The sequence below is a fragment of the Streptomyces sp. NPDC056479 genome (genome assembly GCF_042795335.1).
In the GTDB taxonomy this organism is placed as follows: domain Bacteria; phylum Actinomycetota; class Actinomycetes; order Streptomycetales; family Streptomycetaceae; genus Streptomyces.
On record NZ_JBHTRZ010000014.1, the window covers coordinates 10,848 to 37,492 of the forward strand.

Genomic DNA, 26,645 nt, shown 5'->3' on the forward strand with positions numbered 1-26,645 from the left:
ACTCGGAGGGGCCACAAGGGAGTTACTTGCGGAGGTGGCCCGGCCCGAAGGCCTGGGGCAGCATCTCCGACAGCGGCAGGATGCCCGCCGGGGTCTCCAGCAGGAGCTCCGGGCCGCCGAACTCGAAGAGCAGCTGGCGACAGCGGCCGCACGGCACCAGGACGTCGCCCTGGCCGTCCACGCACGTGAAGTGCGTCAGCCGGCCGCCCCCGGTGTTGTGCAGCTCCGAGACCAGCCCGCACTCGGCGCACAGGGCGAGGCCGTACGACGCGTTCTCGACGTTGCAGCCGGTGACGGTACGGCCGTCGTCGACGAGGGCCGCGACCCCGACCGGGAAGCCGGAGTACGGGGCGTAGGCACGGGACATGGCGTCCAGCGCCGCGGCGCGCAGCTTGTCCCAGTCGACGTCGTGGGCGGCGGGCGACATCACTTGCCCTGACCCTTCCGGTACGGCAGGCCGTCCGCCTTCGGCATCCGCAGGCGTTGCGCGGACAGTGTGAGGACGACGAGCGTGACGACGTACGGCGTGGCGGACACGACCTGGTTGGGCACCTCGTTGGTGGTGGCGTACCAGGTGTAGACCAGAGCGCCGATCACCGCGGTGATCATCGACGGGGCGTACTTCTTGCGGACCACCAGCCAGATGGCGCCGATGATCAGCAGGAGCGCGCCGAGCAGCAGCAGGGCGTGCACGTTGGTGGAGCCGCCGCGCAGGTTGAGGCTGTCGGTGTAGCCGAACAGGCCGGCGCCCAGGGCGAGGCCGCCCGGCATCCAGTTGCCGAAGATCATCGCGGCGAGACCGATGTAGCCGCGGCCGCTGACCTGGCCCTCCAGATAGAAGGGGTTGGCCACGATGGACAGGAAGGCGCCACCGAGACCGGCCAGGCCGCCGGAGATGATCACGGCGATGTACTTGTACTTGTAGACGTTCACACCGAGGGACTCGGCCGCGATCGGGTTCTCACCGCAGGAGCGCAGCCGCAGACCGAAGGCGGTGCGCCACAGGATGTACCAGGTGCCGGGGATCAGCGCCACGGCGATCAGGGTCAGCCAGGAGACGTTGGTGACCAGACCGCCGAGCAGACCGGCGATGTCGGAGATGAAGAACCAGCCCTGGTCGTTCAGGTCCCGCAGCCCGTCGGACAGGCCCGGGATCGTGAAGTTGCCGAGCGTGTCGACCGCCGGGGACTGCTTGGCGGAGCCGCCCGCGTGGCCCACGAAGGCGAGGGGCGCGAGGTAGCGGGTGATGCCGAGGGCGAGGATGTTGATCGCCACACCGGAGACGATGTGGTTGACCCGGAAGGTGACGGTGGCGATGGCGTGCAGGATGCCGCCGATGCAGCCGCCGAGGATGCCGACGACGACACCGGTCCACGGGCCCCACTGGAAGCCGGCCCAGGCACCGAACCAGGTGCCGAGGATCATCATGCCCTCGAGGCCGATGTTGACGACGCCCGCCCGCTCGGCCCACAGACCGCCGAGACCGGCGAGGCCGATCGGCACGGCGAGCTGGAGCGCGGTGGACATCTGGCTGACGTTGGTGATGCCGTCGGCGCCGGTGATGATGCGGACGATCGAGGTCAGCGCCAGGGCTCCGGCGATGACCAGCAGCAGGACGGACCACGACAGGCGGCGGCCCGTCGGCGCCGCGGGCTGCAGCGTGGGCTGGTTGACGTCGACCGCTGAGGTCTGCGGGGTGGTCATCGGCCGGCCACCTCCTTCTTGTTGTTGTCGGCGCCGAGGACGTGACCGGCTGCCAGTTCCGCGCCCACGCGGCGCTGCTGGCGGCGCAGGCCCCATTCGCGGACGGCCTCGTAGGAGACGACGACCGAGAGCACGATCAGGCCCTGCATGATGACCGCGATCTCCTTGTCGTAGCCGTGGAAGTCCAGCTCGGGCGAGGCCTTGTCGAGCCAGGCCCACAGCAGGGCGGCGAACGCGATGCCGACGGGGCTGTTGCGGCCGAGCAGGGCGATGCCGATGCCGAGGAAGCCGATGCCGGTGGGGAAGTTCAGGCTGTACGTGTGGGTGTCGCCGAGCAGGATCGGCAGACCGGCCATGCCCGCGATACCGCCGGAGAGCAGCATGGCGGTGAGCACCATGCGCTTGGGGTCGACACCGCTCGCCGCGGCGGCCGTCTCCGAGGCGCCGGAGGCGCGCAGGTCGAAGCCGAAGCGGGTGCGGTTGAGGGTGACCCAGTAGGCGATGCCGAGCACGACGGCGAGGAAGACCAGGCCGTAGATCTCGCCGGCGTCGCCCATGTCGATGCCGGGGATCCAGCCGGACTCGTGCATCTCGCCGGTCGTGTTGTTGTTGCCGACCTTGACGCCGAAGACGCTGGGCAGCCACAGGTAGCCGATGACGGACGTGGCGATCGCGTTGAGCATGATCGTCGCGACGACCTCGCTGACGCCGCGGGTGACCTTGAGGACACCGGCGATGCCGGACCAGAAGGCGCCGGTGCAGACGGCGGTGAGGATCAGCAGCGGGACCTGGAGGGCGGCCGGCAGGTTGGCGTGGGCGCCGACGATCGCGGCCATCATGGCGGCGAGCTGGTACTGGCCGTCGACGCCGATGTTGAACAGGTTCATCCGGAAGCCGATGGCCACCGCCAGAGCCGCGATGTAGTACAGCGAGGCCTGGTTGATGATCAGTACCTGGATGTCGGAGTAGCCGAGCTGCTCGAACATCAGGGTGTACGGCTCCACCGGGCTCTTGCCCGAGGCGACCAGCACGATCCCGCTGAGCACGAAGGCCACGGCGAGCGCGATGACCGGTCCGGCCACCGCGAGGAGCACACGCTCCTTGTCGAACTTCTTCATCAGCGGGCCTCGTCTTCGCCGGACTCGGGGGACTTGCTCAGGTCGGGAGTCTCGGGGGTGGTGTCGTCGTGCTCCAGGTGCCCGGTCGCGGCACCCGTCATCGCCGAGCCCAGCTCCTCCGGAGTGACGGTGGCGGGGTCGGCGTCCGCGACCAGCTTGCCGTTGTAGATCACCCGGAGGGTGTCGGACAGGCCGATCAGCTCGTCCAGGTCGGCGGAGATCAGCAGCACGGCCAGGCCCTCACGGCGGGCCTCGCGGATGTGGTCCCAGATCGCCGCCTGCGCGCCGACGTCCACACCACGGGTGGGGTGCGCGGCGATCAGGAAGCGCGGCTTGTGGCTCATCTCGCGGCCGACGATCAGCTTCTGCTGGTTGCCGCCGGACAGGGAGGCGGCGGTGACGTCGATGCCCGGGGTGCGGACGTCGTACTCCGTCACGATCCGCCGGGTGTCCTCCTGGGCCGCCTTCGGGTCCAGCCAGACGCCCTTGGCGAGCGGCTTCTCGGTGACATGGCCGAGGATGCGGTTCTCCCAGAGGGGGGCCTCCAGGAGCAGGCCGTGCCGGTGGCGGTCCTCGGGGATGTAGCCGAAGCCCTGCTCGCGGCGCCTGCGGGTGGTCCAGCCGGTGATCTCCTCGTCGATCATCGTGATCGTGCCGGAGTCGGCGCCCTTGAGGCCGATGAGCGCGTCGACCAGTTCGGTCTGGCCGTTGCCCTCGACGCCGGCGATGCCCAGGACCTCGCCCGCGTGGATGGTGAAGGTGATGTCGTCCAGCAGTGCCTTGCCGCCGACCGCCTCCAGGCGCAGCTTGTCGACGGTGATGACCGGGCGGTCGGTGACCGTGGACTCGGCGGTCTCCGGCGTCGGCAGCTCGCTGCCCACCATCATCTCGGCGAGCTGGCGCGAGGTCGTCTCGGCGGGGACGGCCGTACCGACGGTCGTACCGCGGCGGATGACGGTGATCTCGTCGGCGACGCGGAGCACTTCGCCCAGCTTGTGGGAGATGAAGATGACCGACAGGCCCTCGGCCTTCAGCTCGCGCAGGTTGTCGAAGAGCGCGTCCACCTCCTGCGGCACCAGGACGGCCGTCGGCTCGTCGAGGATCAGCGTGGTGGCGCCGCGGTAGAGGACCTTGAGGATCTCCACACGCTGGCGGGCGGCGACACCGAGCTCCTCGACGAGGCGGTCGGGCTCCACGCCGAGGCCGTAGCGCTCGGAGATCTCCTTGATCTTGCGGCGGGCCTTGGCGCCGATGCCGTACAGCTTCTCGCTGCCGAGCACGACGTTCTCGAGGACGGTGAGGTTGTCCGCGAGCATGAAGTGCTGGTGCACCATGCCGATGCCGCGCACGATGGCGTCGGCCGGCGACGAGAAGGTGACCTTCTTGCCGTCGATCGCGATGGTGCCCTCGTCCGGCTTCTGCATGCCGTAGAGGATCTTCATCAGCGTCGACTTGCCGGCGCCGTTCTCGCCGACGAGGGCGTGGACGGTGCCCTTGCGGACGGTGAGGTGGATGTCGTGGTTGGCCACGACGCCCGGGAATCGCTTGGTGATCCCGGCGAGCTCGACGGCGGTCACCTGACCGTTGACCGCCGCGTCGGCCGGAGGGCTGCTGGACGCGTTGATGGCGCACTCTCCTGGGGACGGGGGTCGTCTACGCGCGTAGCGCCCCGATGGCCTGAAAGGGGGCCGACGCACCGCGACAACGGGGCACGAGGAGCGAACCCTCCCCGTACCCCGTCGAGCGGACGTAACCCCGCGGTTACCGCTGCTCAGGGTGTTGCTGTGCTCAGCTGGTCTTGACCTTGATCTCGCCGCTGACGATCTTCTCCTTGGCCGTCTTGATGGCTTCCTGAAGCTCGGCATTGTCCGCGAACTTCGGGTTGGAGTTCGACAGGCTCACCTCACCCGACTTCAGATCGCCACGAACGATACCGGTCTCGGGCTTGCCGTCCTCGACCGACTGCGCCAGGTTGTAGACCGCCTTGGCGACGTCCTTCATCGCCGAGGTCAGGATGAAGTCCTTGTACTTGGCGAGGGCTTCCTGGTTGTACTGGTCGGAGTCGACACCGACCGCCCACACCTTGTTGGCGGCGGCGGCCTCGATGACGCCCTGACCGGACAGACCGGCGGCGGCGTAGACGACGTCGGCCTTCTTCTCGATCTGGCCCTCGGCGGCGGACTTGCCCTTGTCGGGGCTGGAGAAGCCGCCCTCCTCCGCGGTCTGCGTGAGGTACTGGGTGAGGACCTTGGCCTGCGGGTTGGTGTCCTTGACGCCCTGCTCGAAGCCGGCCTGGAACTTGTGGATCAGCGGGATGTCCACACCGCCCACGAAGCCGACCGTGTTCGTCTTGGTGCTCTTGGCGGCGGCGACGCCGGCCAGGTAGGAGGCCTGCTCCTCGGAGAAGACGAGGTCGGCCACGTTCTTCGACTCGACCGTGGAGTCGTCCACGATGCCGAAGGTGGTGTCCGGGAACTTCTCCGCGGCGCCCTTCACGGCGGCGGCGTACGCGTAGCCGACACCGATGACCGGGTTGTAGCCCTGCTTGGCCAGCGACACCAGTCGCTGCTCCTTGTCGGCGTCCGTCTCACCCTCGGTGGGCTCGACGTCCTGCGTGTCGTACCCGAACTCCTTCTTCGCCTGCTCCAGACCCGCGAACGCGGCGTCGTTGAAGGACTGGTCGCCCTTGCCGCCGACGTCGTACGCGATGGCGAGGCCCTTGTCGCCGCCCTTGGACTCCGAAGAGGCCGAGGTCGAGGTGCCGCCGCAGGCGGAGAGCGCGAGGGCCAGAGAGGCGGTCGCTGCGCCTGCGACCGTTATCCGGGAAATCCGGCGCATGTGGGGAGACTCCTGTCGTACGAGCGCCGGACGGTACAGCTCGGGAACGCTTCACAGCAACGGCGCTGGCTTTCGCCGCAGATTAACGCGCGTAGACCTGCCTGAAAACCCCTTCTGTCCACCTTGTTATCCGGCCGTGTTCAACTCCACGCTCGGCCTTGACCAAGGGCTTGCCGACAGCAAAGGGAGGATGGCGGCGGGAGATCCACTCCGAGCTGGGAAAAGCAGAGCGGGCGGGCACCCTCGGATGCCCGCCCGCTCTGCTCGACCACGACCGCGACTACTCGGTCTTGACCTTGATGGAACCGTCGATGATGCCTTCCTTGGCCTTCGCCACGGCGTCGGAGAGACCGGCGATCTTCGCGAACTCCGGGTTCGACTCGGACAGGCCGACGCCGTTGACCTTCAGGTCGAAGGTCTGGGTGCCGGTCAGCGGCTTGCCGTCCTCGACCGACTTGGCCAGCGTGAAGACCGCACCGCCGACGTCCTTGAGGGCGGAGGTCAGGATGTAGTTCTTGTAGTTGGCGAGCGCCGCCTGCTTGTACTGGTCGGAGTCGACACCGATCGCCCAGATCTTCGCCTTGGCGGCGGCCTCGATCACGCCCTGACCGGACAGACCGGCGGCCGCGTACTCGACGTCGGAGCCCTTCTCGATCTGGCCCTCGGCGGCGGCCTTGCCCTTGTCCGGGCTGGAGAAGCCGCCCTCCTCCGCGGTCTGCGTCAGGTACTGCGACAGGACCTTGACCTTGGGGTTGGTGTCCTGGACGCCCTGCTTGTAGCCGGCCTCGAACTTGTGGATCAGCGGGACGTCCACACCGCCGACGAAGCCGACGGTGTTCGTCTTGGTGGCCTTGGCCGCGGCGACGCCGGCCAGGTAGGAGGCCTCCTGCTCGGCGAAGACGAGGGAGGCGACGTTCTCGCCCTCGACCACCGAGTCGACGATGCCGAAGGTGGTGTCCGGGTACTTCTTGGCCACGGCCTCCATCGCGGGGCCGTAGGCGAAGCCGACGCCGATCACCGGGTTGTAGCCCTGCTTGGCGAGGGAGGACAGCCGCTGTTCCTTGTCGGCGTCCGTCTCGCCCTCGGTGGGCTCGATGTCGGCGGTCTTGTAGTTGAACTCCTTCGCGGCCTTCTGCAGGCCCGCGTACGCGGCGTCGTTGAAGGACTGGTCGCCCTTGCCGCCGATGTCGTACGCGATGGCGAGACCCTTGGTGTCGCCGCTGCCGTCGCTGCCGCTGTCGCTGTCGCTGCTGGTACCACCGCACGCCGTGGCAGCGAGCGCGATCGACGCGACCCCCACCGCGACACGGGTCAGTTTGGATGTCCGACGCATCGTGAAGTCCCCATTCTCCAAGCCCCGCAGTGGGTGCTGAGTTCGGCGCACATTAACGCGCGTAGACACTCCTGGGAACGGGGTTTCGCCCGGCCGTTATCCATTCGTGCCGATGGCCGGTTACGCCCTTGTGAACCACCGGATCGAAAGGCACGCATGGGGCAACTGCACCAGAGGTGCCTTCCCCACGACAGCGCACAGGACCGCCCGCCATGGGGCCAGACTCCCCCCGCCCTGTGGCGACCGCAACCGGAACGCCCCCGGGGGTATGAGGGCCTGCGCGCCCGGTCACGACGGACCCGCGACCGCCGCGCGAGGGCACCCGGCGGCGATCCGCCTAGGCCCTGTCGTTGGGATCAGCTCGGCCGTGAGGTGCGGTTCTTCTCAGCCGACCCGAGCGGGGCATGGCGCGTGCAGCTGCAAGGCGGAGGAGGGGGTCAACGCGATGGGGGTCCCCCCGCTCGAGCGAAGTCGAGAGTGGGGGAGTCGGCGACCGACGACAACGCCGCAGATGCGCGCGCCATGCCCCGCGACGCCGAGATGATCCAAACGACAGGGCCTAGCCCGCGGCGTCGATCAGCGCCGCCGCCGTGAACATCTCCACGCCCACCGTGATGGCCGATTCATCCACATCGAAGTCACCCTGATGGAGGTCACGCCCGCCCCGGTCCCCCGGCACCCGGACGCCGAGGCGGGCCATGGCGCCGGGGACGTGCTCCAGGTACCAGGAGAAGTCCTCCCCGCCCAGGCTCTGCTCGGTGCCCTCGACGGAGTCGGCGCCGCGGCGGGCGGTCATGGCCTCGCGCAGCAGCTCGGTCGAGGCCGGGTCGTTGACCACGGGCGGGACACCGCGGATGTAGTTGATCTCCGACTTGGCGCGATGGAGGTTGGCGACCTCGTCGATCGCGGCGACCACGACGTCGGGCGCCTGCCGCCAGGTGTCGAGGTCCAGGCAGCGCACGGTCCCGGAGAGCTCGGCGTGCTGCGGGATGACGTTGGGCGCGTGGCCGGAGTCGATACGGCCCCAGGTCACGGCGAGGCCGCTGCGGGCGTCGGTGCGCCGGGCCACCAGGGCGGGCACGTCGGTGACGACCCGGGCGGCGGCGGTGACGAGGTCGGTCGTCAGATGGGGGCGGGCGGTGTGTCCGCCGGGTCCGTCCAGGGCGATTTCCAGCCGGTCGCAGGCGGAGGTGATGGCACCCTGCCGCAGACCGATCCGCCCGGCGTCCACCTTGGGATCGCAGTGCACGGCGAGGATCTGCCCCACCCCGTCGAGCACCCCGCACTCGACGGCGTCGGCGGCGCCGCCGGGGAGCACCTCCTCGGCGGGCTGGAAGACCAGACGGACGGGCCGGGGCAGCTGCCCGCGCCGGTGGAGGTCGGCCAGCACGAGGCCGGCGCCGAGCACCACGGCCGTATGGACGTCATGGCCACAGGCATGGGCGCGGTCGGGCACCGTCGAGCGGTACGAGCACTCACTCTTCGTGTCCGGGATGGGCAGGGCGTCGATGTCGGCGCGCAGGGCGAGCATGGGCCGCCCGTCGTCCGGCTCGCCGATGTCACAGATGAGCCCGGTTCCGACGGCGAGCACGCGGGGCTTCAGGCCGGCCTTCTCCAGCCGGGCCTTGATCGCGGCGGTGGTGCGGAACTCCTGGTTGCCGAGCTCGGGGTGCATGTGCAAGTCGCGCCGGAACTCGATGAGTTCGGCACGCAGCGCCTCCGGCAGGGTGCCGGGAAGGACGGCTTCCCCGGGTTGATCGGCTTCGGACTCTGTGGACATCAGTTGGTTCACCCTCTGAAGGGTAGGACGCCGAGGTGGCCAACTGACCCTCGATCAACAAAAGTTCAACCCGTTTGGGGAAGAAAATCTGGCCGCCCGACGCGTAGGTATCGGTTTGGGTGGGTAAACTCGCCCGGCTTTCCGTCGAGTCGATCATGGAATCGACGGAGACGGAGAGTGACGATGCCAGCCATCCACACTCCACGGATACCACGCTTGGAACAGAAGCGTCGGTTGTGTTCACCTGACGGGATCGCGCACCCCCGGTGAACTCCCGGACGTCCGTCCGCCGCCCGCACTAGGGTGCGCCCCGTGACCGCCGTGAACCCCCAGAACCCCTCGATCGCCGCGTACGCCGATTTCCTGGAGGCCACCCGGGCCTCGTACGACGCCATCGCCCCCGCCTACACAGACCGCTTCTCCGACTGGCCGGCCCACAGCGCTCCCCTGGACCGCTCCCTCGTCACCGCCTTCGCCGAGCTGGCCCGGGAGCACGCCCCCGCCCCCGTCGCCGACCTCGGCAGCGGCCCCGGCTCCGTCACCGCCCATCTCGACGCCCTCGGCACCCCGGTCTTCGGCGTCGATCTCTCGCCGCGGATGGTGGCCCTGGCCCGCCGCGCGCATCCCGGACTCCGGTTCCACGTCGGCTCGATGACCTCGCTGGACCTGCCGGACGAGACGCTGGGCGGCATCCTCGCGCTGTACTCGATCATCCACGTCCCGGACGACCACCTGCCCGCGACCTTCACCGAGTTCCACCGCGTCCTGCGGCCCGGCGCCCCGGTCCTGCTGGCGTTCCAGTCCGGCGACACCGAGGACCACCTGCACCTGTCGGAACGCTTCGGCCAGGAGATCGCGCTCGACCACCACTGGCGGACGCCCGAAACGGTCATCGAACACCTGACCGAGGCAGGTCTGCGACTGTACGCGCGCATCGTGCGGGAACCCGACGGCGAGGAGAAGCGGCCTCGCGCCTTCCTCCTCGCCGAGAAGCCTGCTGCCGGGCGGCGCTGAGCCCCCAGGCGATGCCCTCAGACCGCGCTGACCGCCGACAGCCGGTGCACGTCCCGCGCCGTCCCCGTGACCCCCGACAGAAAGCCCTGCGCCCGCGGTGAGGCGTTCTCCGTCAGCCAGGCCGGGTCGATGTCGCAGACCGCGACGCGGACCTCCGTGCCCGACAGGGCCAGCGGCAGGGTGTGGACGACGGTCGACGGGAAGCTCAGGATCGTGCGCCCGATGGGGCCGCGGCGGGCGATCAGCTCCAGGGGGAGGTCGGGACGGACGATCTCCAGGCCCGTCTCCGCCGCCAGCCGGTGCAGCTTCTCCGCGCTCTCGCGGCGGTGGGCGAAGTAGCGGGTGGCGCCGTGCGCCTTGGCCAGGGAGAGGACCGCCTCCAGATAGCGGTCGCCGTCCACCACGCCGGTCTCGACGAGGGACGTGCCGACCAGGTCCGCGCCCTTGGTGATGCGGGGCGGGCCGAAGCGGTCGCGGGTCCAGGCGAAGGTGTTGGCGGTGACCGTCACGCCGTCCGGGATCTCCTCCATCGGCATCGAGGAGAAGATCTCGACCCTGCGGTGCTCACTCGGCGTGAGCCGCTTGCGGGCGGCGGAGGACACGGGGGCGAAGACCAGGTCGCGGGGGCCGGGGCGGCCGCCCTTGCGGTGCCAGCGGACCAGGCGCTCGCCCCGGGCGAGCTGCGCGACGAACTCCATGGTCGCCGTGCCGTCGTCGACGACGACGAGGTCGCGGGCCTTGGTGATGGTCAGCAGCAGCTGGACGTAGCGGGAGAAGGGGTCGCCGAGGACCACGCGGTCCGCTCGGCGGAGCAGGCCCGCGAGGCCCCCGATGGTCTGGAAGGGCGCGGCCGCGCCGCCCCGCGCCTCCTCCCAGCGGATCTGGTGCCCGTCGTCGCGCGCCAGCTCGGCCATCCGGCGCAGCTGGCCACGGGTCATCGGGTCGACGGGCGACAGCACGACGAGGGTGAGTCCCGCGCCGATGGCGTGCTCGCGGGCGTGCGCCCACTCCAGCACGTTCAGGAGCTGTACCGGACTCTCGACGAAGGCGAGAGTGTGAGGGCCGGTGTTCCCGGCGCGGGGGCTCATCGACGTACGACCTACCCGTCGTAAGGCGCTCATGCGGCGCTCGTATTCAGCTCGTTGTGTAAGGAGCTCGAAGGGGCGCCGAGTCCGAGCGCCCTTGAACGGGCACTCGGACTCGGCGCACTACCGGAACTCGGTGCGGGTCAGACCTGAACCGGCTCGCCCGCCGCCGCGGCGATCTCCGCCTCGGCGACCACACCGGCGACGCGGCGCAGCTTCTTCATCGGGCCGAGCTCGGAGTCGTAGACCTTCTTGACACCGTCACCGAGGGAGGCCTCGATCATGCGGATGTCACGGACGAGGCGCGTCAGGCCCTGCGGCTCGACGGACGCGGCCTGGTCCGAACCCCACATGGCGCGGTCCAGGGTGATGTGACGCTCGACGAAGGTCGCCCCGAGCGCGACCGCGGCGAGGGTGGTCTGCAGGCCCGTCTCGTGGCCGGAGTAGCCGATCGGGACGTTCGGGAACTCCTTCTCCAGCGTGTTGATCGCGCGGAGGTTCAGCTCCTCGGCCTTGGCCGGGTAGGTGGAGGTGGCGTGGCACATGAGGATGTTGTCCGAGCCGAGGACCTCGACCGCGTGACGGATCTGCTTCGGCGTCGACATGCCGGTGGAGAGGATGACCGCGCGGCCGGTGGCACGCAGGGCGCGCAGCAGCTCGTCGTCGGTGAGCGACGCGGAGGCGACCTTGTGGGCGGGGACGTCGAACTTCTCCAGGAAGGCGACGGCCTCGGTGTCCCACGGGGAGGCGAACCAGGCGATGTTCCTGCTCTTGCAGTGCTCGTCGATCTGGCGGTACTCGTCCTCACCGAACTCCACGCGGTGGCGGTAGTCGATGTAGGTCATCCGGCCCCAGGGGGTGTCGCGCTCGATGTCCCACTGGTCGCGCGGGGTGCAGATCTCCGGCGTGCGCTTCTGGAACTTCACGGCGTCACAGCCGGCCTCGGCGGCCACGTCGATGAGCTTGAAGGCGTTCTCCAGCTCACCGTTGTGGTTGATGCCGATCTCGCCGCAGATGTAGACGGGCTTGCCGGGGCCGACTTCGCGCGAACCGAAGTTGCGGATGCGGGAGTTGGTGCTCATGGCGTAGATGTCCTTACTTGGTGAGGGAATCGAGAGAGGGGCCGAGGATCCAGCTGGCGATCTCTCGGATTGCGCCGTCGCCACCGGGGGTGGTGGTGACCGCGCGTGCGGCGCCGCGCACGACGTCGTGGGCGCTCGCGACCGCCACGGGCCAGCCCACGAGGGCGAAGCACGGGAGGTCGTTGACGTCGTTGCCGACGTAGAGCACGCGCTCAGGCGCGATGCCCTGCTCCTCGCACCACTGCTTGAGTGCGAGGTCCTTGCGGTCGATGCCGTGCAGCACGGGAATCTGCAGCTTCCGTGCGCGGGCGGCGACGACCGGGTTCTGCTCCGTGGACAGGATCAGCATCTTGAGCGAGCTCTTGCGCAGAGCCGCGATGCCGAGGCCGTCTCCGCGGTGCACGGAGACGAACTCCTTTCCATCGGCATCGATCAGCACCCGGTCGTCGGTCTGGGTGCCGTCGAAGTCCAGTACGACCGCGTCGATGTCGTCGGCGGTCGGAAGGGCGCCGGGACGGTCCGCGTCGAACAGCGGCGCCAGCGCGCGGGCGCGGGCCAGGTCGTGCGGATCGTCGATCTCCAGCACCCGGGCGGGGTCGGTGCGCACCAGCTCGGTGCGGCCGAAGAAGCGGTGCTTGTGCTCGCGGAAGCCGGTGGCGGCCATCGCGTAGGCGGCGCCGGTCTCCAGGAAGTCCTGGGGGCGGTCCTGGCGGCGCGGGCGGAAGGACTTGTCGTGGTTGACGCCGTACCCGCCGCCGGCGGCGGCGCGCTCGGTCTCGGCCGGCTCGTCGTCGCCGTGGCGCCACACGAAGCCGTGGAAGGGCGCGACGGTCAGAGCCGTGTCGGCGCCGTTCGCGACGATCGCCTTGACGACGCCGTCGAGGTCCTCGCGGATGATGAACGGGCTGGTGCACTGCACGAGCAGGACCACGTCCACCGCAGTGCCGTGCTGCGCCTCGTGGGCGTCCATGGCGTGCAGGACGGCCGCCTCGGAAGTGGCGGTGTCACCGGCGATCGCGGCGGGGCGCAGCACGACCTCGGCGCCGGCCTGCCGGGCGGCGGCCGCGATGCCCTGGTCGTCGGTGGAGACGATGACGTCGGTCACCAGGCGGCTGGCCCGGCACTCACGTACCGCGCGGGCCACGAGCGGTACGCCGCCGACGGGCATCAGGTTCTTCGCGGGCACGCCCTTGGAGCCGCCGCGCGCGGGGATCACGGCGAGCACGCGGTGTGCTGAAGCGCCTTGGCCTGCTTCCGGGTTGGACATGGGCATTACTCCTTGGGCTCCTGGCAGAGGCTTCGGGGCGCGTCCCGGCGCCCCGGTCCCCGGATCGGTCGTCGGATCGCTCACAGCTCCCCCATCCGCCGGATGACGGGAGCCACGCGCTGCACGCCGTGGCGGTAGGCGCCGCGTGCAGCCCGGCGCACTATCTGGCGGACCGGACCGGGCTCCTTGTCGTGGGCGGGGGCGCCGGGCAACGGGCTGCCGTCCGGGCCGAGGTGGTGGCGGGCGAGGATGCCGGGCAGATAGCCGGGCGCGGTGGCCGGCGTGTAGTACGGCGTGAGGGCGGGCATCCCGCCGGGCCGCTCCAGCAGCTCGGCGATGCGCTTGCGGGCCGGGTCGAAGGCGGTGGCGTACGAGCCGTCGGCGCAGACGCCCTGCCGCGACACCCATTCCTCGTCGGGCGTGGGCCGGTGTCCCTCGTCGAGCTGGTCCCAGGATGCGAGGCAGCCGGAGCCGACGAAGTGGTGGTTGCCGAGCACCTCACGCACGCCGAGGTCGGAGAGGACGACGGTGGGGATACGGCGGTGCAGCGACTCCAGCGCCGCGGTGGAGCTGATGGTGACCATCAGGTCGGTGCGGTCGAGGACCTCGCCCATGTTGCCGTACACCAGCTTGAAGTTGGCGGGCGGTTCGAGCCGCTGCACCAGCTTCTGGTAGGGCAACTCCTCGATGTGCGTGGTGTGCTCGCCCGGCTTGGAGCGCAGCTTGAGCAGCACCTCGCGCTCGGGGTGCTTGCGGGCGTGCTGGATCAGCCGGTTCAGCAGGTACGTCCGGTCCCTGCGGTTGTCCGGCACGGAGGGCTGGGCGGCGAAGACGACCGTGTACGGGTCGTGTTCGCCGGTGTACGGCTCACCGCCGAGGAACGGCAGCGCGACCTCGGTCACCGCGGAGGCGTCCGCCCCGACCCCCTCGTACACCGCGCGGAAGCGCTCGGCGTCCTGACGGGAGTTGGCGAGGACGAGGTCCGCGCCGTGCCGCAGCAACAGGCCGTCGGCGAGCTTCTCGTAGACGACGCCGACATAGCCGGTGACGACGACGGGCCGCTCGGTCTTCTCCTCCCAGACTTGCTTGAGGCCGTGCAGTATGGCCTGCACCCCGCCGCCGACGAGCGCGAGGACAAGAACGTCGTACGACTCCTGCGCCATGGTGCGCAGGAACTCGACGGCGGACACCTCACGGAGGGAGTCGGCGTGGACGCCGACTTCCTGGAGCTGACGGGCTGTGGGGGTGGCCCGGCCACGCAGGAGGTATCCGTCCAGACGGATGTCCGAATCCTCCGGAGCGATACGGTTCGCGGTGAGCGCGCCCCATTTCCACCGGGTGTCGGAATCCGCGAGTACGGCCACTCGCCGGGTCTTCGTCACACTTGCTGGCACGTCGACGACGCTAGGAAGCGATTTCAAGGTTCCGCCCAACCAGAATGCAACAAACGGTTAACAGCACATCGACTAACGACGAATCGAGGCCTGAAGTCGTTGAAAAATAGCCTGGTTCACCGCATCGCCACGTCTCGTTCACCTGACATCAAGCTGCGAGTAAAGACGGATGCCGGACCGACCCCTAACGTCCCTCAGGTGGTCAAGCTCTCCGTCATCGTGCCGTTCTACAACGTGCAGCAATACGCGCCAGACACCCTGAAGAGCCTGCGTGCGAACACACGTGAGGACTTCGAATTCATTCTCGTCGACGACTGTTCGACTGATGGGACACCGGACATCCTCGCGCGCGCTGAGCGTGAGCTGCCGGGCGCGGTGGTCGTCAGACACGAACAGAACGGAGGGCTGGCCACCGCACGGAACACCGGGATCGACAAGGCGCGTGGCGAGTACCTGACGTTCCTGGACGGCGACGACTGGCTCGCTCCCGGCTACTTCCCGCAGCTCCTTTCCGCCATCCAGGAGTTGGGCTGCGACTTCGTACGCACCGACCATGTGCAGTCCACCGGGCGGGCGCGCAGCATCCACCGGGTGCCGCACGGCCGGCGCTGGACGGTGATGAACCCGCGTGAGGCGATCCTGCCCGCCGACCGGTCGACGTCCGTGGACTACGCGTACGCCTGGGCGGGCATCTACCACCGCCGCCTGGTCGACCGCGGAATCCTGCAGTTCACCCACGGGCTGCGCACCGCAGAGGACCGGCCGTGGATCTGGAAGTTGCACCGGGAGGCGGAGTCCTTCGCCGCGGTGGGACTGCTCGGCGTCTACTACCGGCGCGGCGTGGCGTCCTCACTCACCCAGATCGGTGATGTGCGCCAACTCGATTTCATTCGTGCGTTCGATCAGGTAATCGACGAAACGGCGCGCGACCCCGAGGCCGATAAGCTGCTTCCGAAAGCCGTCCGCACCTATTGTGCGATCATGGCTCATCATCTCGGACAAATCGAGAGGTTCGAACCCGCCGTGGCTCGAAAACTGCGCTCGATGAGCGCCGCCGCCCTGAAAAGAATGCCGCAGGACGTGCTCACGGACGTAATGGACTCGATGGACGCGCAGCGAGCGGCACGTCTGCGGCGGGTTCGCCGCAGGGCGGTCGGGGCACGGACGGTGGCCGCCTGATGCCCCGCACCACCCAGATCTTCTGCGCCTCGACGCTCTACGGCGCCGCGACCCTGGCCTCCGCCCTGGACGCCGGGCTGTTCGAGCCGGCCGACCGCCGGCTGCTGCTGATCACCAACAACGCGGTCAACCCGGAGATCACCCCGTCCGTCGACGCGATGCCGGGCTTCGCCCAACTGCGCGGGCGCTTCGACGAGGTGCTGTCCTGGAACGAGACCATCTCCCCGTTCCATCCGAGCGGCTGGTCGCCGCGCGCGGACGACATCCCCATGTGGGAGCGGTACGTACGGCTGCTGTGGAACCTCGGCGACGACGAGATCCAGCTGGCCGTCGAGTCCGTCCAGGTCAACCCGGCGCTCGCGCTGTGCCAGTTGTTCACCGGCGCTCCCGTCGACGTCTACGCGGACGGCCTCATAAGCTATGGCCCCACGCGCGACAAGATCGACCCGCTGGTCGGCACCCGGGTCGGCCGGCTGCTGCACCTCGATCTCGTCCCGGGCCTCACCCCGCTGCTGCTCACCGAGTTCGGCGTCCCGTCCGAACTGGTGCCGTCCGAGGTGTTCCTGAAGGTGCTCGGTGAACTCACCGAGGCCGAGACCGGGCTGGCCGCGCCCACCGGCAACGCCCAGCCGGCGCTGCTGCTGGGCCAGTACCTCTCCGCGCTCGGCATCCTCAGCGACGCCGAGGAGGAGGACCTGCACCTGCAGATGGTGCGCGGCGCCGTCGCGCTCGGCCATCGCAAGCTCGTGTTCAAGCCGCACCCCGTCGCGCCGGCCCGCTGGTCGAAGCTCCTGGAGGACGAGGCGACCCGGTTGGGCGCCGCACTCACCCTGCTGGACCGGCCCATGCTCGCCGAGGTGGCCTTCCAGCGGCTGCGTCCCGCGCTGGTCGTCGGCTGCTTCTCGACCGGGCTGTTCACCGCCGCCAACCTGTACGGCCTCCCGGTCGCGCGGGTCGGCACCGACGCCGTGCTGACCCGGCTCACGCCGTACCAGAACAGCAACCGCGTGCCGCTGACCATCGTCGACGCGCTGCTGCCGGACATCGCGGACGCCGCCGCGGTGCGCGGCTGGGCGATGCCCGGGCGCGAGCGGATCGACGAACTGGCCGCGCTGGTCAAGACGGTCGGCTTCGCGATGCAGCCGAAGATCTACCCGGGGCTGCGCGGCGCGGCCGAGGCCTATCTCACCAAGCATCTGAACCCGCACACCTGGCGCTACTTCAAGCGCAAGCGCCTGACCGCGCTGGCCCTGCCCGGAGCCGTGCCGGCCCAGCTCTCCTTCATCCCGCGCAACGCCACCGTGCGCCGACTGGCGCGCCGGGCCCGTGCGCTGAAGCAGGTGGCCGGCCGAAAGTAACCAAGAAGGGGTGGTCGTTCATCCGTGTGACACCTTCGCGCTCCCTGAGCGTCAGCCGTCACTCACCTTTCACCCGTCCGAGGGACATAGCGTTCAGTCGTCGTATGAAATGGCAGCGTCCATCACGTACGACTGAACGCACCTCGAGGCTCCCAGGAGAAAGGCCCCCGGATGAGCGCGGCTGACCAGGCCACGGCCGGACAAGTCACGGCCGACCAGGCCACGGCACCGCCGGGACCGGCGAAACCCCGGCTGAACCAGGTCATTGCCGCACGGCCTCCTGTCCGGCCCCGCAGGGAGAGCCGGCTGCGCGCCCTGGACGGGCTGCGGCTGATGGCCGCACTGATGGTGTGCATGTACCACTTCTCCGGCAAGAACGGCGAAGTAGCCAATTCCTGGCACCAGTCCCCCGGGGTCATGTTCCCGACGCTGTCGCAGTTCTCCACCTACGGCAGCCTGGGTGTGCAGTTCTTCTTCGTCATCAGCGGGTTCGTGATCTGCATGAGCAGCTGGGGCCGCAGCCTCGGCGACTTCTTCCGCTCCCGGATCTCCCGCCTCTACCCGGCGTACTGGGTGGCCATCGTCATGGTCACCGGCGCCGCGGTGCTCCTGCCGGTCGTCGTCCACCCGGTCCGGCCGGACGAGTTCCTGGTCAACCTCACGATGATGCAGCAGCCGCTGGGCGTGCCGCGGGTCCTGGGCGTGTGCTGGACGCTGTGGGTGGAGCTGAAGTTCTACGTGCTCTTCGCGCTGTTCGTGATCTGGAAGGGCGTCACCTACAAGCGGGTGGTCACCTTCTGCATCCTGTGGACGCTGGCCGGCGCCTTCGCCCGGGTCGCCGACAACCCGCTCACCGACGAGCTGGTCATGCGCGACCACGCCCCGTTCTTCATCGGCGGCCTCGCGCTGTACCTGATCCACCGCTTCGGCAGCGACATGCTGCTGTGGGGGATCGTGGGCATGTCCTTCCTGCTGGGCCAGCGCTACTCGGTGATGGCGCTGTGGCACCCGGGCGCCCAGGGCGAGTTCCACCGCAACCCGTATGTCATCCAGGCGATCGTCTTCTGCGCCTTCGCCGCCGTCGCGGTGGTGGCGCTGGGCTGGACGAGCTGGGCCAACTGGCGCTGGCTGACGGTGGCCGGGGCGCTGACGTACCCCTTCTATCTGATCCACGAGCACCTGGGCTGGTTCTTCATCCGGGTGCTGCACCGGGGCCTGGGGCTCGGCTCCTACGAGACGCTGGCCCTGTCCGTGCTGAGTCTGCTGGTGCTGGCGTATCTGATGAACCGGTTCGTGGAGAAGCCGTTCGGGCCGCGGCTGAAGCGGGCGCTGCCCGCCGTACCGCTCCGCTAGGAGGGCCGTCTGTCGGCTGCGGGCCGGTGGGGGCCGGTCGCGCAGTTCCCCGCGCCCCTTGGCGGCACTTGGCCTCAACACGCGTTCGGCGCGTCCCCCCGGTCGGGGAGACGCGCCGAACGCGCTTTTCGGAACCGCTCGTTACTTCCGCGTCGTCTGCCGCAGCTGCCGTACGGCCCTGCGGACCGCCGGGTGCCTGCGCAGGGCTTCCGCGCGGACCGGGCTGCCGCCGGGGAGGCGCAGGCTGGTGAGGCGGCGGCGCTTGAAGTAGTGCTGGTACTGGGCCAGGTTGGCGGTGAGCCAGGCGGCCACCTCGTCGCGCATGCCGTGGTGCTTGCGGGACTGCATGCAGTAGCCGACGCCGCGCACCAGCGGGGCCAGGTCCTCGGCCATGCCGCCGAGTTCGAGCGGCGAGCCGAGCTCGGCGATCTCCGCGTCGGGCAGGGCCGCGTCGATGATGGTCAGCGGGATCCGGTTGCTGTTCTCGTACGGCGTGATGCGTTCGAGGAGCACGTCCGTGCCGACGCGGGCGACCGGGATGCCGTAGAAGGCGGCGGCGGTCATCAGTGCCGTCGAGAAGCAGCCGATGACGAGCTTCGGCTCGAGGAAGGCGAAGACCGTCTCGGCGAGGACGGGTTCGTTGAGCACCGTGAGGTTGACGCCGAGTTCCGCCGCGACCGCTTCCAGGGACTCGTTGAAGACGGCCGGCGCGCTCGGGTGCGGCTTGAACAGCACATCCTGGTGACCGGACCGGGCGGCGGCGCGCAGCATGCGGATGTGCAGCTGCTCCTCCTCGTCCTGGGTGATCAGGTCGATGGCCGAGAGGTACTGGCCGAGGAGGACGGCGGTGGGCGGGTTGTCGGCCGGGAGGCGCTCGGCGAGGATGCCGGCGCCGGACTCGCCGATCTGCGCGAGGACGTCGACGATCGCCTCGTTCGGGACGGCCTCGGGCTCGACGCCGTACTCGGACAGCAGCATGGGCGTCAGGCCCGGCACCAGGTCGAGGTGCAGAACGCGCTTGATGCGGCTGCTCATGCCGTGCGGGATGCGGTTGCGGGTGGGGCCGTAGCTCATCAGGCCGTCCGCGTACACATGGATCGGGCTGTCCGCGAAGATGTCCGCGACCGCGCGCGAGGGGTTGGCCTGGATGGACTCACAGGCGATCTCGACGGGCTCGTCGCCCAGGTTCCAGGCGAGACGTACGGCCTTCTCCCACAGCAGGGCGTCCTGGCCCCGGGGCGACCAGCCGGCGGGGTGGTGCGGGGAGATGAACTCGTTCCAGGAGCGCACCTCGTCGAACTCGGGGGCCAGCTTCTCGAAGCCGGCCATCTTGTTCAGCGGGGTGCCGACCTCGGGGATGGCGGCGGTGTTGCTGACGACGAGGATGCGGCGGACGCCCTCGCGCGGGCCGAACTGGCCGGCCCGTATGGCGGCGGTGACCGTCGCGGCCGCGTACTGCGTGGCCGAGAAGAAGATCTGGATCATGCCGCCACTCCCTTCATGCCACCCCGTATCCGGCGCAGCATGTACACGCGCTCCTCGCCCATCCCGACGAGGGCCTCTTCCAGTTCGTCCTCCGACATCCTGCCCAGTGCCTCGGCGGCCATCTGCTTCAGTCTGGCGGCGATGCTGCGTTCGAAACGGCCGCGGCCGAGCAGCTGGTGGGCGATGACCACGCAGTAGTTGCGCAGTGCCTTCTTGCGCAGCCTGCCCACCTCGGGGTCGTCGGCGAGCTCGGAGAGGACGAGATCGAACGAGCGGAAGAAGTCCAGCTGGCGAACGTCACCGATCTGAGTGAGCGAGCTGGCCACGCCCCGGCGGTAGAAGACGCCGCGCAGGCTGGCGACGGCGTAGGAGTCGGCCCTGCGGTGCAGGTCCCAGATCCAGGGTCGGTCCTCGGCGGTCTTCAGTCCGTCGTGGAAGCGCAGCATGCCCTTGTCGAGGAGGCGGCGGTGGTAGATGCCGGCCCAGGCGTAGGGGTAGTCGACCATGGTGGTGTCGTCGACCGGGAGGATCGAGCTGCGCGGGTCGAGGGCGGTGTGGCGGCGGCCCTCGGGGGCGCGGTGCACGGTCCGCTCGATGCCGGTGACCTGGACGTGGTCGGTGCGCACGAAGTCGACGTCGTGGCGCTCGATGGAGTCCACCAGATCCGCGAGATAGCCCGGGGCGAGCCAGTCGTCACCGTCGAGGAAGGTGAGGTAGCGGGCATCCGAGGCGTCGATGCCGGTGTTGCGGGCGGTGGCCAGTCCGCCGTTCTGCTCGTGCCGTATCACCCGGCTGTTCTTGAGTCTCTTCGTCAGCGTCAGCAGCGCTTCGTACGTCTTGTCCTTGGTGGACCGGTCCTCGACGAAGATGAACTCGAAGTCGTCCCGTTCGTTGTTGACCAGGCTGGTCACCGTCTCGGGGACATACGACTCGATGTTGTAGCAGGGGACGATCACGGACAGTGTCGGGGGGCGGTTGGTCACGCGTACACCTGGGCTCTCTCCGGGGCGGATCCCTGCGACCGTAGGAGACGTTCGACGCCGGACATTGTCCCCACGGCGGCCATCAGGTGAACGATAAGTAACGGCCCGCCCTCCTTTTTCGAGAATCAATGACGCAACGCCGCATTCACGCCCTCAGACATTCGATCGTCGATCGACTGTTCGACGATCTGGGTGACTGATATTGGGATACACCCGGTACGGCCGCACCTGATCCGCACGCCTCACCGGATGCCGTACCGGGCCTCGATCCCGGCGATCACGAGGGCGAGCCCCTCCTCGAAGTGCTGTTCGTAGTCAGCGAAGATCTCCGCGCCCGCCTGAGCCGACAAGGGAAAGTCGGCCATCAGACGGGCGCGTTCGCTTATGTCGTAACCCTCGCGGCGCTCGCCCGGAAGCGGCTCGACGCCCTGTTCCTCGGTGACGAAGCCGAGGGTGTAGAGGTACGTCGTCGAGGTCGCGCGGACCGCGTGGGCGAGGGAGAAGCCCGCGGCCGTGAAGACCCGCAGGGTGTCCTCCATCTGCTCGGCGTGCACGAGGCCCGTGAAGCGTGAGCCGCTGAACACCTTGGCCCCGTCGCGGTAGCCGAGCAGCGCCGCGCGCAGTCCGCGGTTGGCCTTCAGCAGCCGCTCCCGCCAGGTGTCGGCCGCGTCGAGGGGCGTCCCGGCGACCATCCGGCGGTACATCTCGGTCGCCATCTCGTCGAGCAGCGCCTGCTTGTCCTTGAAGTGCCAGTACAGGGCCGGCGCCTTGACGTCCAGCTCCTTGGCGATGGCGCGCAGGGTCAGCCCGTCCAGGCCGACCTCGTTCAGGAGCCTCAGGGCGGTTTCCGCGACGCGTTTGCGGTCGAGGGGCGCTCGTCGTTCCGTAGTCACGCTTGACAGCTTAACGGCGTTAAGTGCACTCTCGAAGCCGACAGCACTTAACAGCGTTAAGGAGTTATGGCATGAACACGGATGTTATGCACACGGACGTACTGATCGTCGGTGCCGGTCCCACCGGCCTCGCGCTCGGCATCGACCTGGCCCGGCGTGGGGTGGACGCGCTGGTGGTGGAGCGGGACGAGAGCCTGTTCCCCGGCTCGCGCGGCAAGGGGATCCAGCCGCGCACGATGGAGGTCTTCGACGACCTGGGCGTGCTCGACGCGATCCGTGCGGCCGGCGGCGGCTACCCGGTCGGGATGCTCTGGCAGGACGGGAAGCGCACGGGCGAGCACCAGATGTTCGACCCGGCCGAGGTGACGGAGGACTCCCCGTACGACGAGCCCTGGATGGTCCCGCAGTGGCGGACGCAGGAGATCCTCTTCGCGCGGCTGGAGGAACTGGGCGGGAAGGTCCTGTTCGGCCGGGAGGTCGTGGGGCTGACGCAGGACACCGACGGCGTGACCGTCGCCTTCGCGGCCGGCGGCAGTGTCCGCGCGCGCTATGCCGTCGCCGCCGACGGAGGTCGCTCGGTGGTACGGCGGACCCTCGGCATCGCGATGACCGGCGAGACCGTCGACCCGAACCCGACGCTGGTGGCGGACGTCAGGATCACCGGCCTGGACCGGGACAACTGGCATCTCTTCCCGCCCCGTGGCGAGGGCGACGGCTTCCTCGCGATCTGCCCCCTCGCGGGCACGGCGGACTTCCAGGTCGCGGCCCAGTTCACGGACGGCTCGTCGGTGGACGTCTCCCTGGAGGGTGTGCGCAAGGTCGTCGCCGCGCGCTCGCATCTGGCGCCCGAGGACGTGACCGAGGTGCGGTGGGCCTCGAACTTCCGGCCGCGCGCGGCGCTCGCGGACCGGTTCCGGGACGGGCGGGTCTTCCTCGCGGGGGACGCCGCGCACATCCACTCACCGGCCGGCGGTCAGGGGCTCAACACCAGCGTGCAGGACGCCTACAACCTGGGCTGGAAGCTGGGCGCGGTGCTGCGGGACGGGGCCGCCGAGGCTCTGCTGGAGACCTACGAGGAGGAGCGGCGCCCCATCGCCGCCGGCATGCTCGGGCTGTCGACGAGCGTGCACCGCGGGGAGGTGCGGCGCGGCGGGGCGACCCGGCAACTGGGCATCGGGTACCGGGAGTCGAGCCTGACGACGGAGACACGCGAGGCACCGGGCCCGCTGCACGCCGGCGACCGCGCGCCCGACGGGACGGTCGACGGCGTCCGCCTCTTCGACGCCTTCCGGGGACCGCACTGGACGCTGCTGGCGCTGGGTGCCGAGGCCCCCGAGCTGCCCGAGTCGATCGGCGTGGTCCGGGGAGCGGCGCAGGAGCCGTACGGCACGGGCCTGTTCCTGGTGCGGCCGGACGGCTATGTGGGCTGGGCGGGCGCAACGGGCGACGGACTGCGGGAGTACGTCGAGCGAGCCGCCCGATAGCCTCAGGAACCGGCGAGGGACAGCTTCACCGCGAAGCCGAGGAACAGCGCGCCCGCCGCCGAAGTCGCGCCGGCCGACAGCCGCTTGCGCCGCCGGAAGGCGCTCGCCAGCCTCGTACCGCTGAATATCAGCGCAGTGAGGTAGAGGAAGCTCGCGAACTGCGCGAACGCCCCGAGGACCACGAACGACAGCGCGGGGTAGGCGTACCCGGGGTCGACGAACTGCACGAAGAAGGCGACGAAGAACAGGATCGCCTTGGGGTTGAGCAGACTGATGACGAAGGCGCGGCGCAGGGGCCGCTCGTCGGCGACGGCTTCGGACGCCTCGACGACGGCCTTGTCCCGCCGGGTCCGCCACATCGCCCGGGCCGCCCGCAGCATCCCGATCGCCAGCCAGGTCAGATACCCGGCACCCGCGTACTTCACGATCCCGAACAGCACGGCGTTCGCCTGCAGCAGCGAGGCGACGCCGGCGGCGGACAGGGTCATCAGAACGGTGTCACCGCACCACACCCCGGCCGCGGCGGTGTATCCGGCCCGGATCCCTCGTCGGGCGGCCACGGACAGCACGTAGAGCGAGTTGGGGCCGGGCAGCAGGACGATCAGGACAAGACCGGCCAGATAGGTGGGGAGATCGATGACACCGAACATGAGAAGGAGTGTCGCACGCGGCTCTGACACCGAGCCCGAGCGTCTCGGATCAGAAGACGTCCGACGGGACGTACGTCCCCCAGACCTCCCGCAACGCGTTGCACACCTCGCCCACGGTCGCCCTGGCCCGTAGCGCCTCCTTCATCGGGTACAGGACGTTGTCCACGCCCTCGGCCGTCTTCTTCAGGGCCGTCAGGGCCGCGTCGACCGCCTGCCCGTCGCGTTCCGAACGGAGCCTCGCGAGACGTTCCCACTGCTGTGCCTCGATGGCGGGGTCGACCCGGAGGGGCTCGTAGGGCTCCTCCTCGTCGAGCCGGAAGCGGTTGACGCCCACCACCACCCGCTCCCCGGAGTCGGTCTCCTGGGCGATGCGGTACGCGCTGCGCTCGATCTCGTTCTTCTGGAAGCCCTGCTCGATGGCGGACACCGCACCGCCCAGGTCCTCGACCCGCCTCATCAGCTCGACGGCCGCCCCTTCCACGTCGTCCGTCATCCGCTCGATGACGTAGGAGCCGGCGAACGGATCGACCGTCGCCGTCACGTCCGTCTCGTAGGCCAGCACCTGCTGGGTGCGCAGGGCCAGGCGGGCCGACTTGTCCGTGGGCAGCGCGATGGCCTCGTCGAAGGAGTTGGTGTGCAGGGACTGGGTGCCGCCGAGGACCGCCGCGAGGCCCTGGACCGCGACCCGGACCAGGTTCACCTCCGGCTGCTGGGCCGTCAGCTGCACACCGGCCGTCTGGGTGTGGAAGCGCAGCATCAGTGACCTGGGGTTCCGTGCGCCGAACTCGTCCCGCATCACCCGCGCCCAGATACGGCGGGCGGCGCGGAACTTGGCGACCTCCTCCAGGACCGTCGTACGGGCCACGAAGAAGAACGACAGGCGCGGGGCGAAGTCGTCGACGTCCATGCCGGCCGAGACCGCCGTACGGACGTACTCGATGCCGTCCGCGAGGGTGAAGGCGATCTCCTGCGCCGGGCTCGCCCCGGCCTCGGCCATGTGGTAGCCGGAGATCGAGATCGTGTTCCACTTCGGGATCTCGGCCCGGCAGTACTTGAAGATGTCCGCGATCAGCCGCAGGGACGGCTTGGGCGGGAAGATGTACGTCCCGCGCGCGATGTACTCCTTCAGCACGTCGTTCTGGATCGTGCCGGTGAGCCGGTCCGCCGGGATCCCCTGCTCCTCCGCCACCAGTTGGTAGAGGAGCAGCAGCAGGGCCGCCGGCGCGTTGATCGTCATGGACGTCGACACCTTGTCCAGCGGGATCCCGCCGAACAGCACCCGCATGTCGTCGATCGAGTCGATGGCCACGCCCACCTTGCCGACCTCGCCGTGCGCGATCGGGGCGTCGGAGTCATGGCCCATCTGGGTGGGCAGGTCGAAGGCGACCGACAGGCCCGTCGTGCCGTGGGCGATGAGCTGCCGGTAGCGGGCGTTGGACTCCGTCGCCGTTCCGAAGCCGGCGTACTGGCGCATCGTCCAGGGGCGGCCGGTGTACATCGAGGGGTACACGCCGCGGGTGAAGGGGTACGAGCCCGGCTCGCCCAGCTTCTCGGCCGGATCCCAGCCGGACAGCGCGTCCGGGCCGTAGACCGGCTCGATCGGCAGTCCGGACTCCGACTCACGCGCCATGGTGTGCCTCCCGTGGACCGTTCCTCTCTGTGTCCCACCATGCCGTGTAGTTCGCGAGCGGTCACGTGCGGGGAACATCTCAGGGGACATCGGGACGGCCGGTGTGAGACGCCGGGGGGCGGGATGCGTACCAAAGGCATGGGGATGGGGAGAACGAGTGCCGTACTCGCCGCGGGAGCCGCGTTCACCGTGCTGCTGTGCGGTTGCACGGTGCAGTCCTCCGACGGGGAGCGGCACTCACCGATACGCATAGAGCTCCCGGACGGCACGCCGTCCCCGAAGTCGGCACCGCCCGACGACAAGCCGGTCACGACGCCCGCGCCCGCCACCACGTCCGCCCCGGCCGCGGTGCTGTGGCAGCGGGGCGACACGGGCCGGGACGTCCGCGAGCTCCAGGCCCGGCTCCGGCAGATCGCCTGGCTCTTCGACGGGCCGACCGGGACCTACGACGATCTCACCGAGCGGGCGGTCGAGGGCTTCCAGGGCAAGCGCGGACTGCCGAGGACCGGGAAGACGGATGAGGTCACCTGGGAGCGGCTGCTGCGGATGACCCGCGAACCCGGCAACTGGGACCTGTATCTGATGGGCGGGCAGCCCGCCGACGCGCCGGACGCACGGTGTCTGACCAGCCGGGTGCTGTGCATCAGCAAGTCGAGCCGGACCCTGCGCTGGATGGTGGACGGGCGCACGGTCGCAATGGTGCCGGTGCGCTTCGGATCGCAGTACACACCGACCCGGGAGGGCGTGTTCACCGTCTACTGGAAGTCACGGCACCATGTGTCGACGCTCTATGACTCCCCCATGCCGTACGCGATGTTCTTCAGCGGCGGCCAGGCGGTGCACTACTCGTCCGACTTCGCGGCGAGGGGCTACGGGGGCGCCTCGCACGGCTGCGTCAATGTGGCGGACGAGCCGGCGATCAAAGAGATGTTCGCGCAGGTGCGGACCGGCGACAAGGTCGTCGTCCACTGGTGAGGCGCGGGCGGCGGATGTGGGGCGCGGGCGGGACCGGGGG

The 26,645-nt window shown here is 69.5% G+C and carries 22 protein-coding genes; 6 read left to right on the forward strand and 16 right to left on the reverse strand.

All coding sequences use genetic code 11. The annotated features are described in order from the left end of the window. Positions 1 to 22 precede the first annotated feature (22 nt). The 7 genes from ACFQ6S_RS40930 to ACFQ6S_RS40960 all read right to left on the reverse strand — a co-directional run bounded on the left by ACFQ6S_RS40930 (position 23) and on the right by ACFQ6S_RS40960 (position 8,773). Positions 23 to 427 (reverse strand): cytidine deaminase, encoded by a 405-nt coding sequence (locus tag ACFQ6S_RS40930; protein WP_383420847.1) that lies wholly within the window; start codon positions 425 to 427, stop codon positions 23 to 25. After that, complete coding sequence (locus ACFQ6S_RS40935; protein WP_383420849.1) at positions 427 to 1,704, reverse strand: ABC transporter permease; 1,278 nt, start codon at positions 1,702 to 1,704, stop codon at positions 427 to 429. The genes ACFQ6S_RS40930 and ACFQ6S_RS40935 overlap by 1 nt, the downstream gene beginning before the upstream one ends. Continuing rightward, positions 1,701 to 2,822 carry an ABC transporter permease gene (locus tag ACFQ6S_RS40940; RefSeq protein WP_383420851.1) on the reverse strand — a complete coding sequence of 374 codons (1,122 nt, stop codon included), beginning with the start codon at positions 2,820 to 2,822 and terminating at the stop codon, positions 1,701 to 1,703. Before ACFQ6S_RS40940 ends, ACFQ6S_RS40935 begins: the two co-directional genes overlap by 4 nt. Then, the gene (locus ACFQ6S_RS40945; RefSeq protein ID WP_383420853.1) at positions 2,822 to 4,399 is read right to left on the reverse strand and encodes an ABC transporter ATP-binding protein; all 1,578 of its coding nucleotides are present in this window, start codon (positions 4,397 to 4,399) and stop codon (positions 2,822 to 2,824) included. Before ACFQ6S_RS40945 ends, ACFQ6S_RS40940 begins: the two co-directional genes overlap by 1 nt. A 211-nt stretch (positions 4,400 to 4,610) precedes the next feature. Then, a complete protein-coding gene (locus ACFQ6S_RS40950; RefSeq protein WP_383420855.1) occupies positions 4,611 to 5,660 on the reverse strand; it encodes a BMP family protein in 1,050 nt (349 codons plus the stop codon). 280 nt (positions 5,661 to 5,940) lie between these two features. Next, positions 5,941 to 6,993, reverse strand: a complete 1,053-nt coding sequence (locus ACFQ6S_RS40955; protein ID WP_383420857.1) for a BMP family protein — start codon at positions 6,991 to 6,993, stop codon at positions 5,941 to 5,943. A gap of 559 nt (positions 6,994 to 7,552) precedes the next feature. Continuing rightward, complete coding sequence (locus ACFQ6S_RS40960) at positions 7,553 to 8,773, reverse strand: M20 family metallopeptidase (protein ID WP_383420859.1); 1,221 nt, start codon at positions 8,771 to 8,773, stop codon at positions 7,553 to 7,555. A gap of 321 nt (positions 8,774 to 9,094) precedes the next feature. Between ACFQ6S_RS40960 and ACFQ6S_RS40965 the strand changes: the two genes are divergently transcribed. Beyond that, on the forward strand, positions 9,095 to 9,787 hold the full coding sequence (locus ACFQ6S_RS40965; protein WP_383421140.1) for a class I SAM-dependent DNA methyltransferase: 693 nt from the start codon (positions 9,095 to 9,097) through the stop codon (positions 9,785 to 9,787). A 17-nt stretch (positions 9,788 to 9,804) separates the two neighbouring features. Here ACFQ6S_RS40965 and ACFQ6S_RS40970 read toward each other — a convergent pair whose 3' ends face one another. The 4 genes from ACFQ6S_RS40970 to ACFQ6S_RS40985 form a co-directional block, all read right to left on the reverse strand. Continuing rightward, complete coding sequence (locus ACFQ6S_RS40970; protein ID WP_383421142.1) at positions 9,805 to 10,875, reverse strand: hypothetical protein; 1,071 nt, start codon at positions 10,873 to 10,875, stop codon at positions 9,805 to 9,807. A gap of 140 nt (positions 10,876 to 11,015) precedes the next feature. Continuing rightward, positions 11,016 to 11,954: an N-acetylneuraminate synthase family protein gene (locus tag ACFQ6S_RS40975; protein WP_383420861.1), complete on the reverse strand. Its 939-nt coding sequence runs from the start codon at positions 11,952 to 11,954 to the stop codon at positions 11,016 to 11,018. Positions 11,955 to 11,967: 13 nt separating this feature from the next. Continuing rightward, positions 11,968 to 13,221, reverse strand: a complete 1,254-nt coding sequence (locus ACFQ6S_RS40980; protein ID WP_383420863.1) for a cytidylyltransferase domain-containing protein — start codon at positions 13,219 to 13,221, stop codon at positions 11,968 to 11,970. A gap of 80 nt (positions 13,222 to 13,301) precedes the next feature. Next, positions 13,302 to 14,615, reverse strand: a complete 1,314-nt coding sequence (locus ACFQ6S_RS40985) for a DUF6716 putative glycosyltransferase (RefSeq protein ID WP_383420865.1) — start codon at positions 14,613 to 14,615, stop codon at positions 13,302 to 13,304. 198 nt (positions 14,616 to 14,813) lie between these two features. Here ACFQ6S_RS40985 and ACFQ6S_RS40990 point away from each other — a divergent pair, with 198 nt between their 5' ends. From ACFQ6S_RS40990 to ACFQ6S_RS41000, 3 genes are all read left to right on the forward strand, one after another. Beyond that, positions 14,814 to 15,794, forward strand: a complete 981-nt coding sequence (locus tag ACFQ6S_RS40990; RefSeq protein WP_383420866.1) for a glycosyltransferase family 2 protein — start codon at positions 14,814 to 14,816, stop codon at positions 15,792 to 15,794. After that, positions 15,794 to 17,152, forward strand: coding sequence for an alpha-2,8-polysialyltransferase family protein (locus ACFQ6S_RS40995; protein WP_383420868.1), 1,359 nt, complete (start codon positions 15,794 to 15,796; stop codon positions 17,150 to 17,152). Before ACFQ6S_RS40990 ends, ACFQ6S_RS40995 begins: the two co-directional genes overlap by 1 nt. A 171-nt stretch (positions 17,153 to 17,323) precedes the next feature. After that, positions 17,324 to 18,505: an acyltransferase family protein gene (locus ACFQ6S_RS41000; RefSeq protein ID WP_383420870.1), complete on the forward strand. Its 1,182-nt coding sequence runs from the start codon at positions 17,324 to 17,326 to the stop codon at positions 18,503 to 18,505. A 141-nt stretch (positions 18,506 to 18,646) separates the two neighbouring features. Here ACFQ6S_RS41000 and ACFQ6S_RS41005 read toward each other — a convergent pair whose 3' ends face one another. From ACFQ6S_RS41005 to ACFQ6S_RS41015, 3 genes are all read right to left on the reverse strand, one after another. Further along, positions 18,647 to 19,990, reverse strand: a complete 1,344-nt coding sequence (locus tag ACFQ6S_RS41005) for an alpha-2,8-polysialyltransferase family protein (RefSeq protein ID WP_383420872.1) — start codon at positions 19,988 to 19,990, stop codon at positions 18,647 to 18,649. Continuing rightward, positions 19,987 to 20,973 carry a glycosyltransferase family 2 protein gene (locus ACFQ6S_RS41010; RefSeq protein WP_383420874.1) on the reverse strand — a complete coding sequence of 329 codons (987 nt, stop codon included), beginning with the start codon at positions 20,971 to 20,973 and terminating at the stop codon, positions 19,987 to 19,989. The genes ACFQ6S_RS41005 and ACFQ6S_RS41010 overlap by 4 nt, the downstream gene beginning before the upstream one ends. 242 nt (positions 20,974 to 21,215) lie before the next feature. Further along, entirely contained in the window at positions 21,216 to 21,866 is a 651-nt protein-coding gene (locus ACFQ6S_RS41015) for a TetR/AcrR family transcriptional regulator (RefSeq protein WP_383420876.1), read from the reverse strand. Positions 21,867 to 21,952: 86 nt separating this feature from the next. On the opposite strand from ACFQ6S_RS41015, the gene ACFQ6S_RS41020 reads away from it, so the two are divergent. Next, positions 21,953 to 23,350, forward strand: a complete 1,398-nt coding sequence (locus ACFQ6S_RS41020; protein WP_383421145.1) for an FAD-dependent oxidoreductase — start codon at positions 21,953 to 21,955, stop codon at positions 23,348 to 23,350. 2 nt (positions 23,351 to 23,352) lie between these two features. On the opposite strand, the gene leuE is transcribed toward ACFQ6S_RS41020, so the two are convergent. Together leuE and ACFQ6S_RS41030 are read right to left on the reverse strand one after the other, a co-directional pair. Continuing rightward, entirely contained in the window at positions 23,353 to 24,000 is a 648-nt protein-coding gene (gene leuE / locus ACFQ6S_RS41025) for a leucine efflux protein LeuE (protein ID WP_383420878.1), read from the reverse strand. A gap of 49 nt (positions 24,001 to 24,049) precedes the next feature. Continuing rightward, entirely contained in the window at positions 24,050 to 25,630 is a 1,581-nt protein-coding gene (locus tag ACFQ6S_RS41030; protein WP_383420880.1) for a methylmalonyl-CoA mutase, read from the reverse strand. Positions 25,631 to 25,774: 144 nt separating this feature from the next. Between ACFQ6S_RS41030 and ACFQ6S_RS41035 the strand changes: the two genes are divergently transcribed. Continuing rightward, complete coding sequence (locus ACFQ6S_RS41035) at positions 25,775 to 26,605, forward strand: L,D-transpeptidase family protein (RefSeq protein ID WP_383420882.1); 831 nt, start codon at positions 25,775 to 25,777, stop codon at positions 26,603 to 26,605. The last annotated feature ends 40 nt before the right edge of the window (positions 26,606 to 26,645 follow it).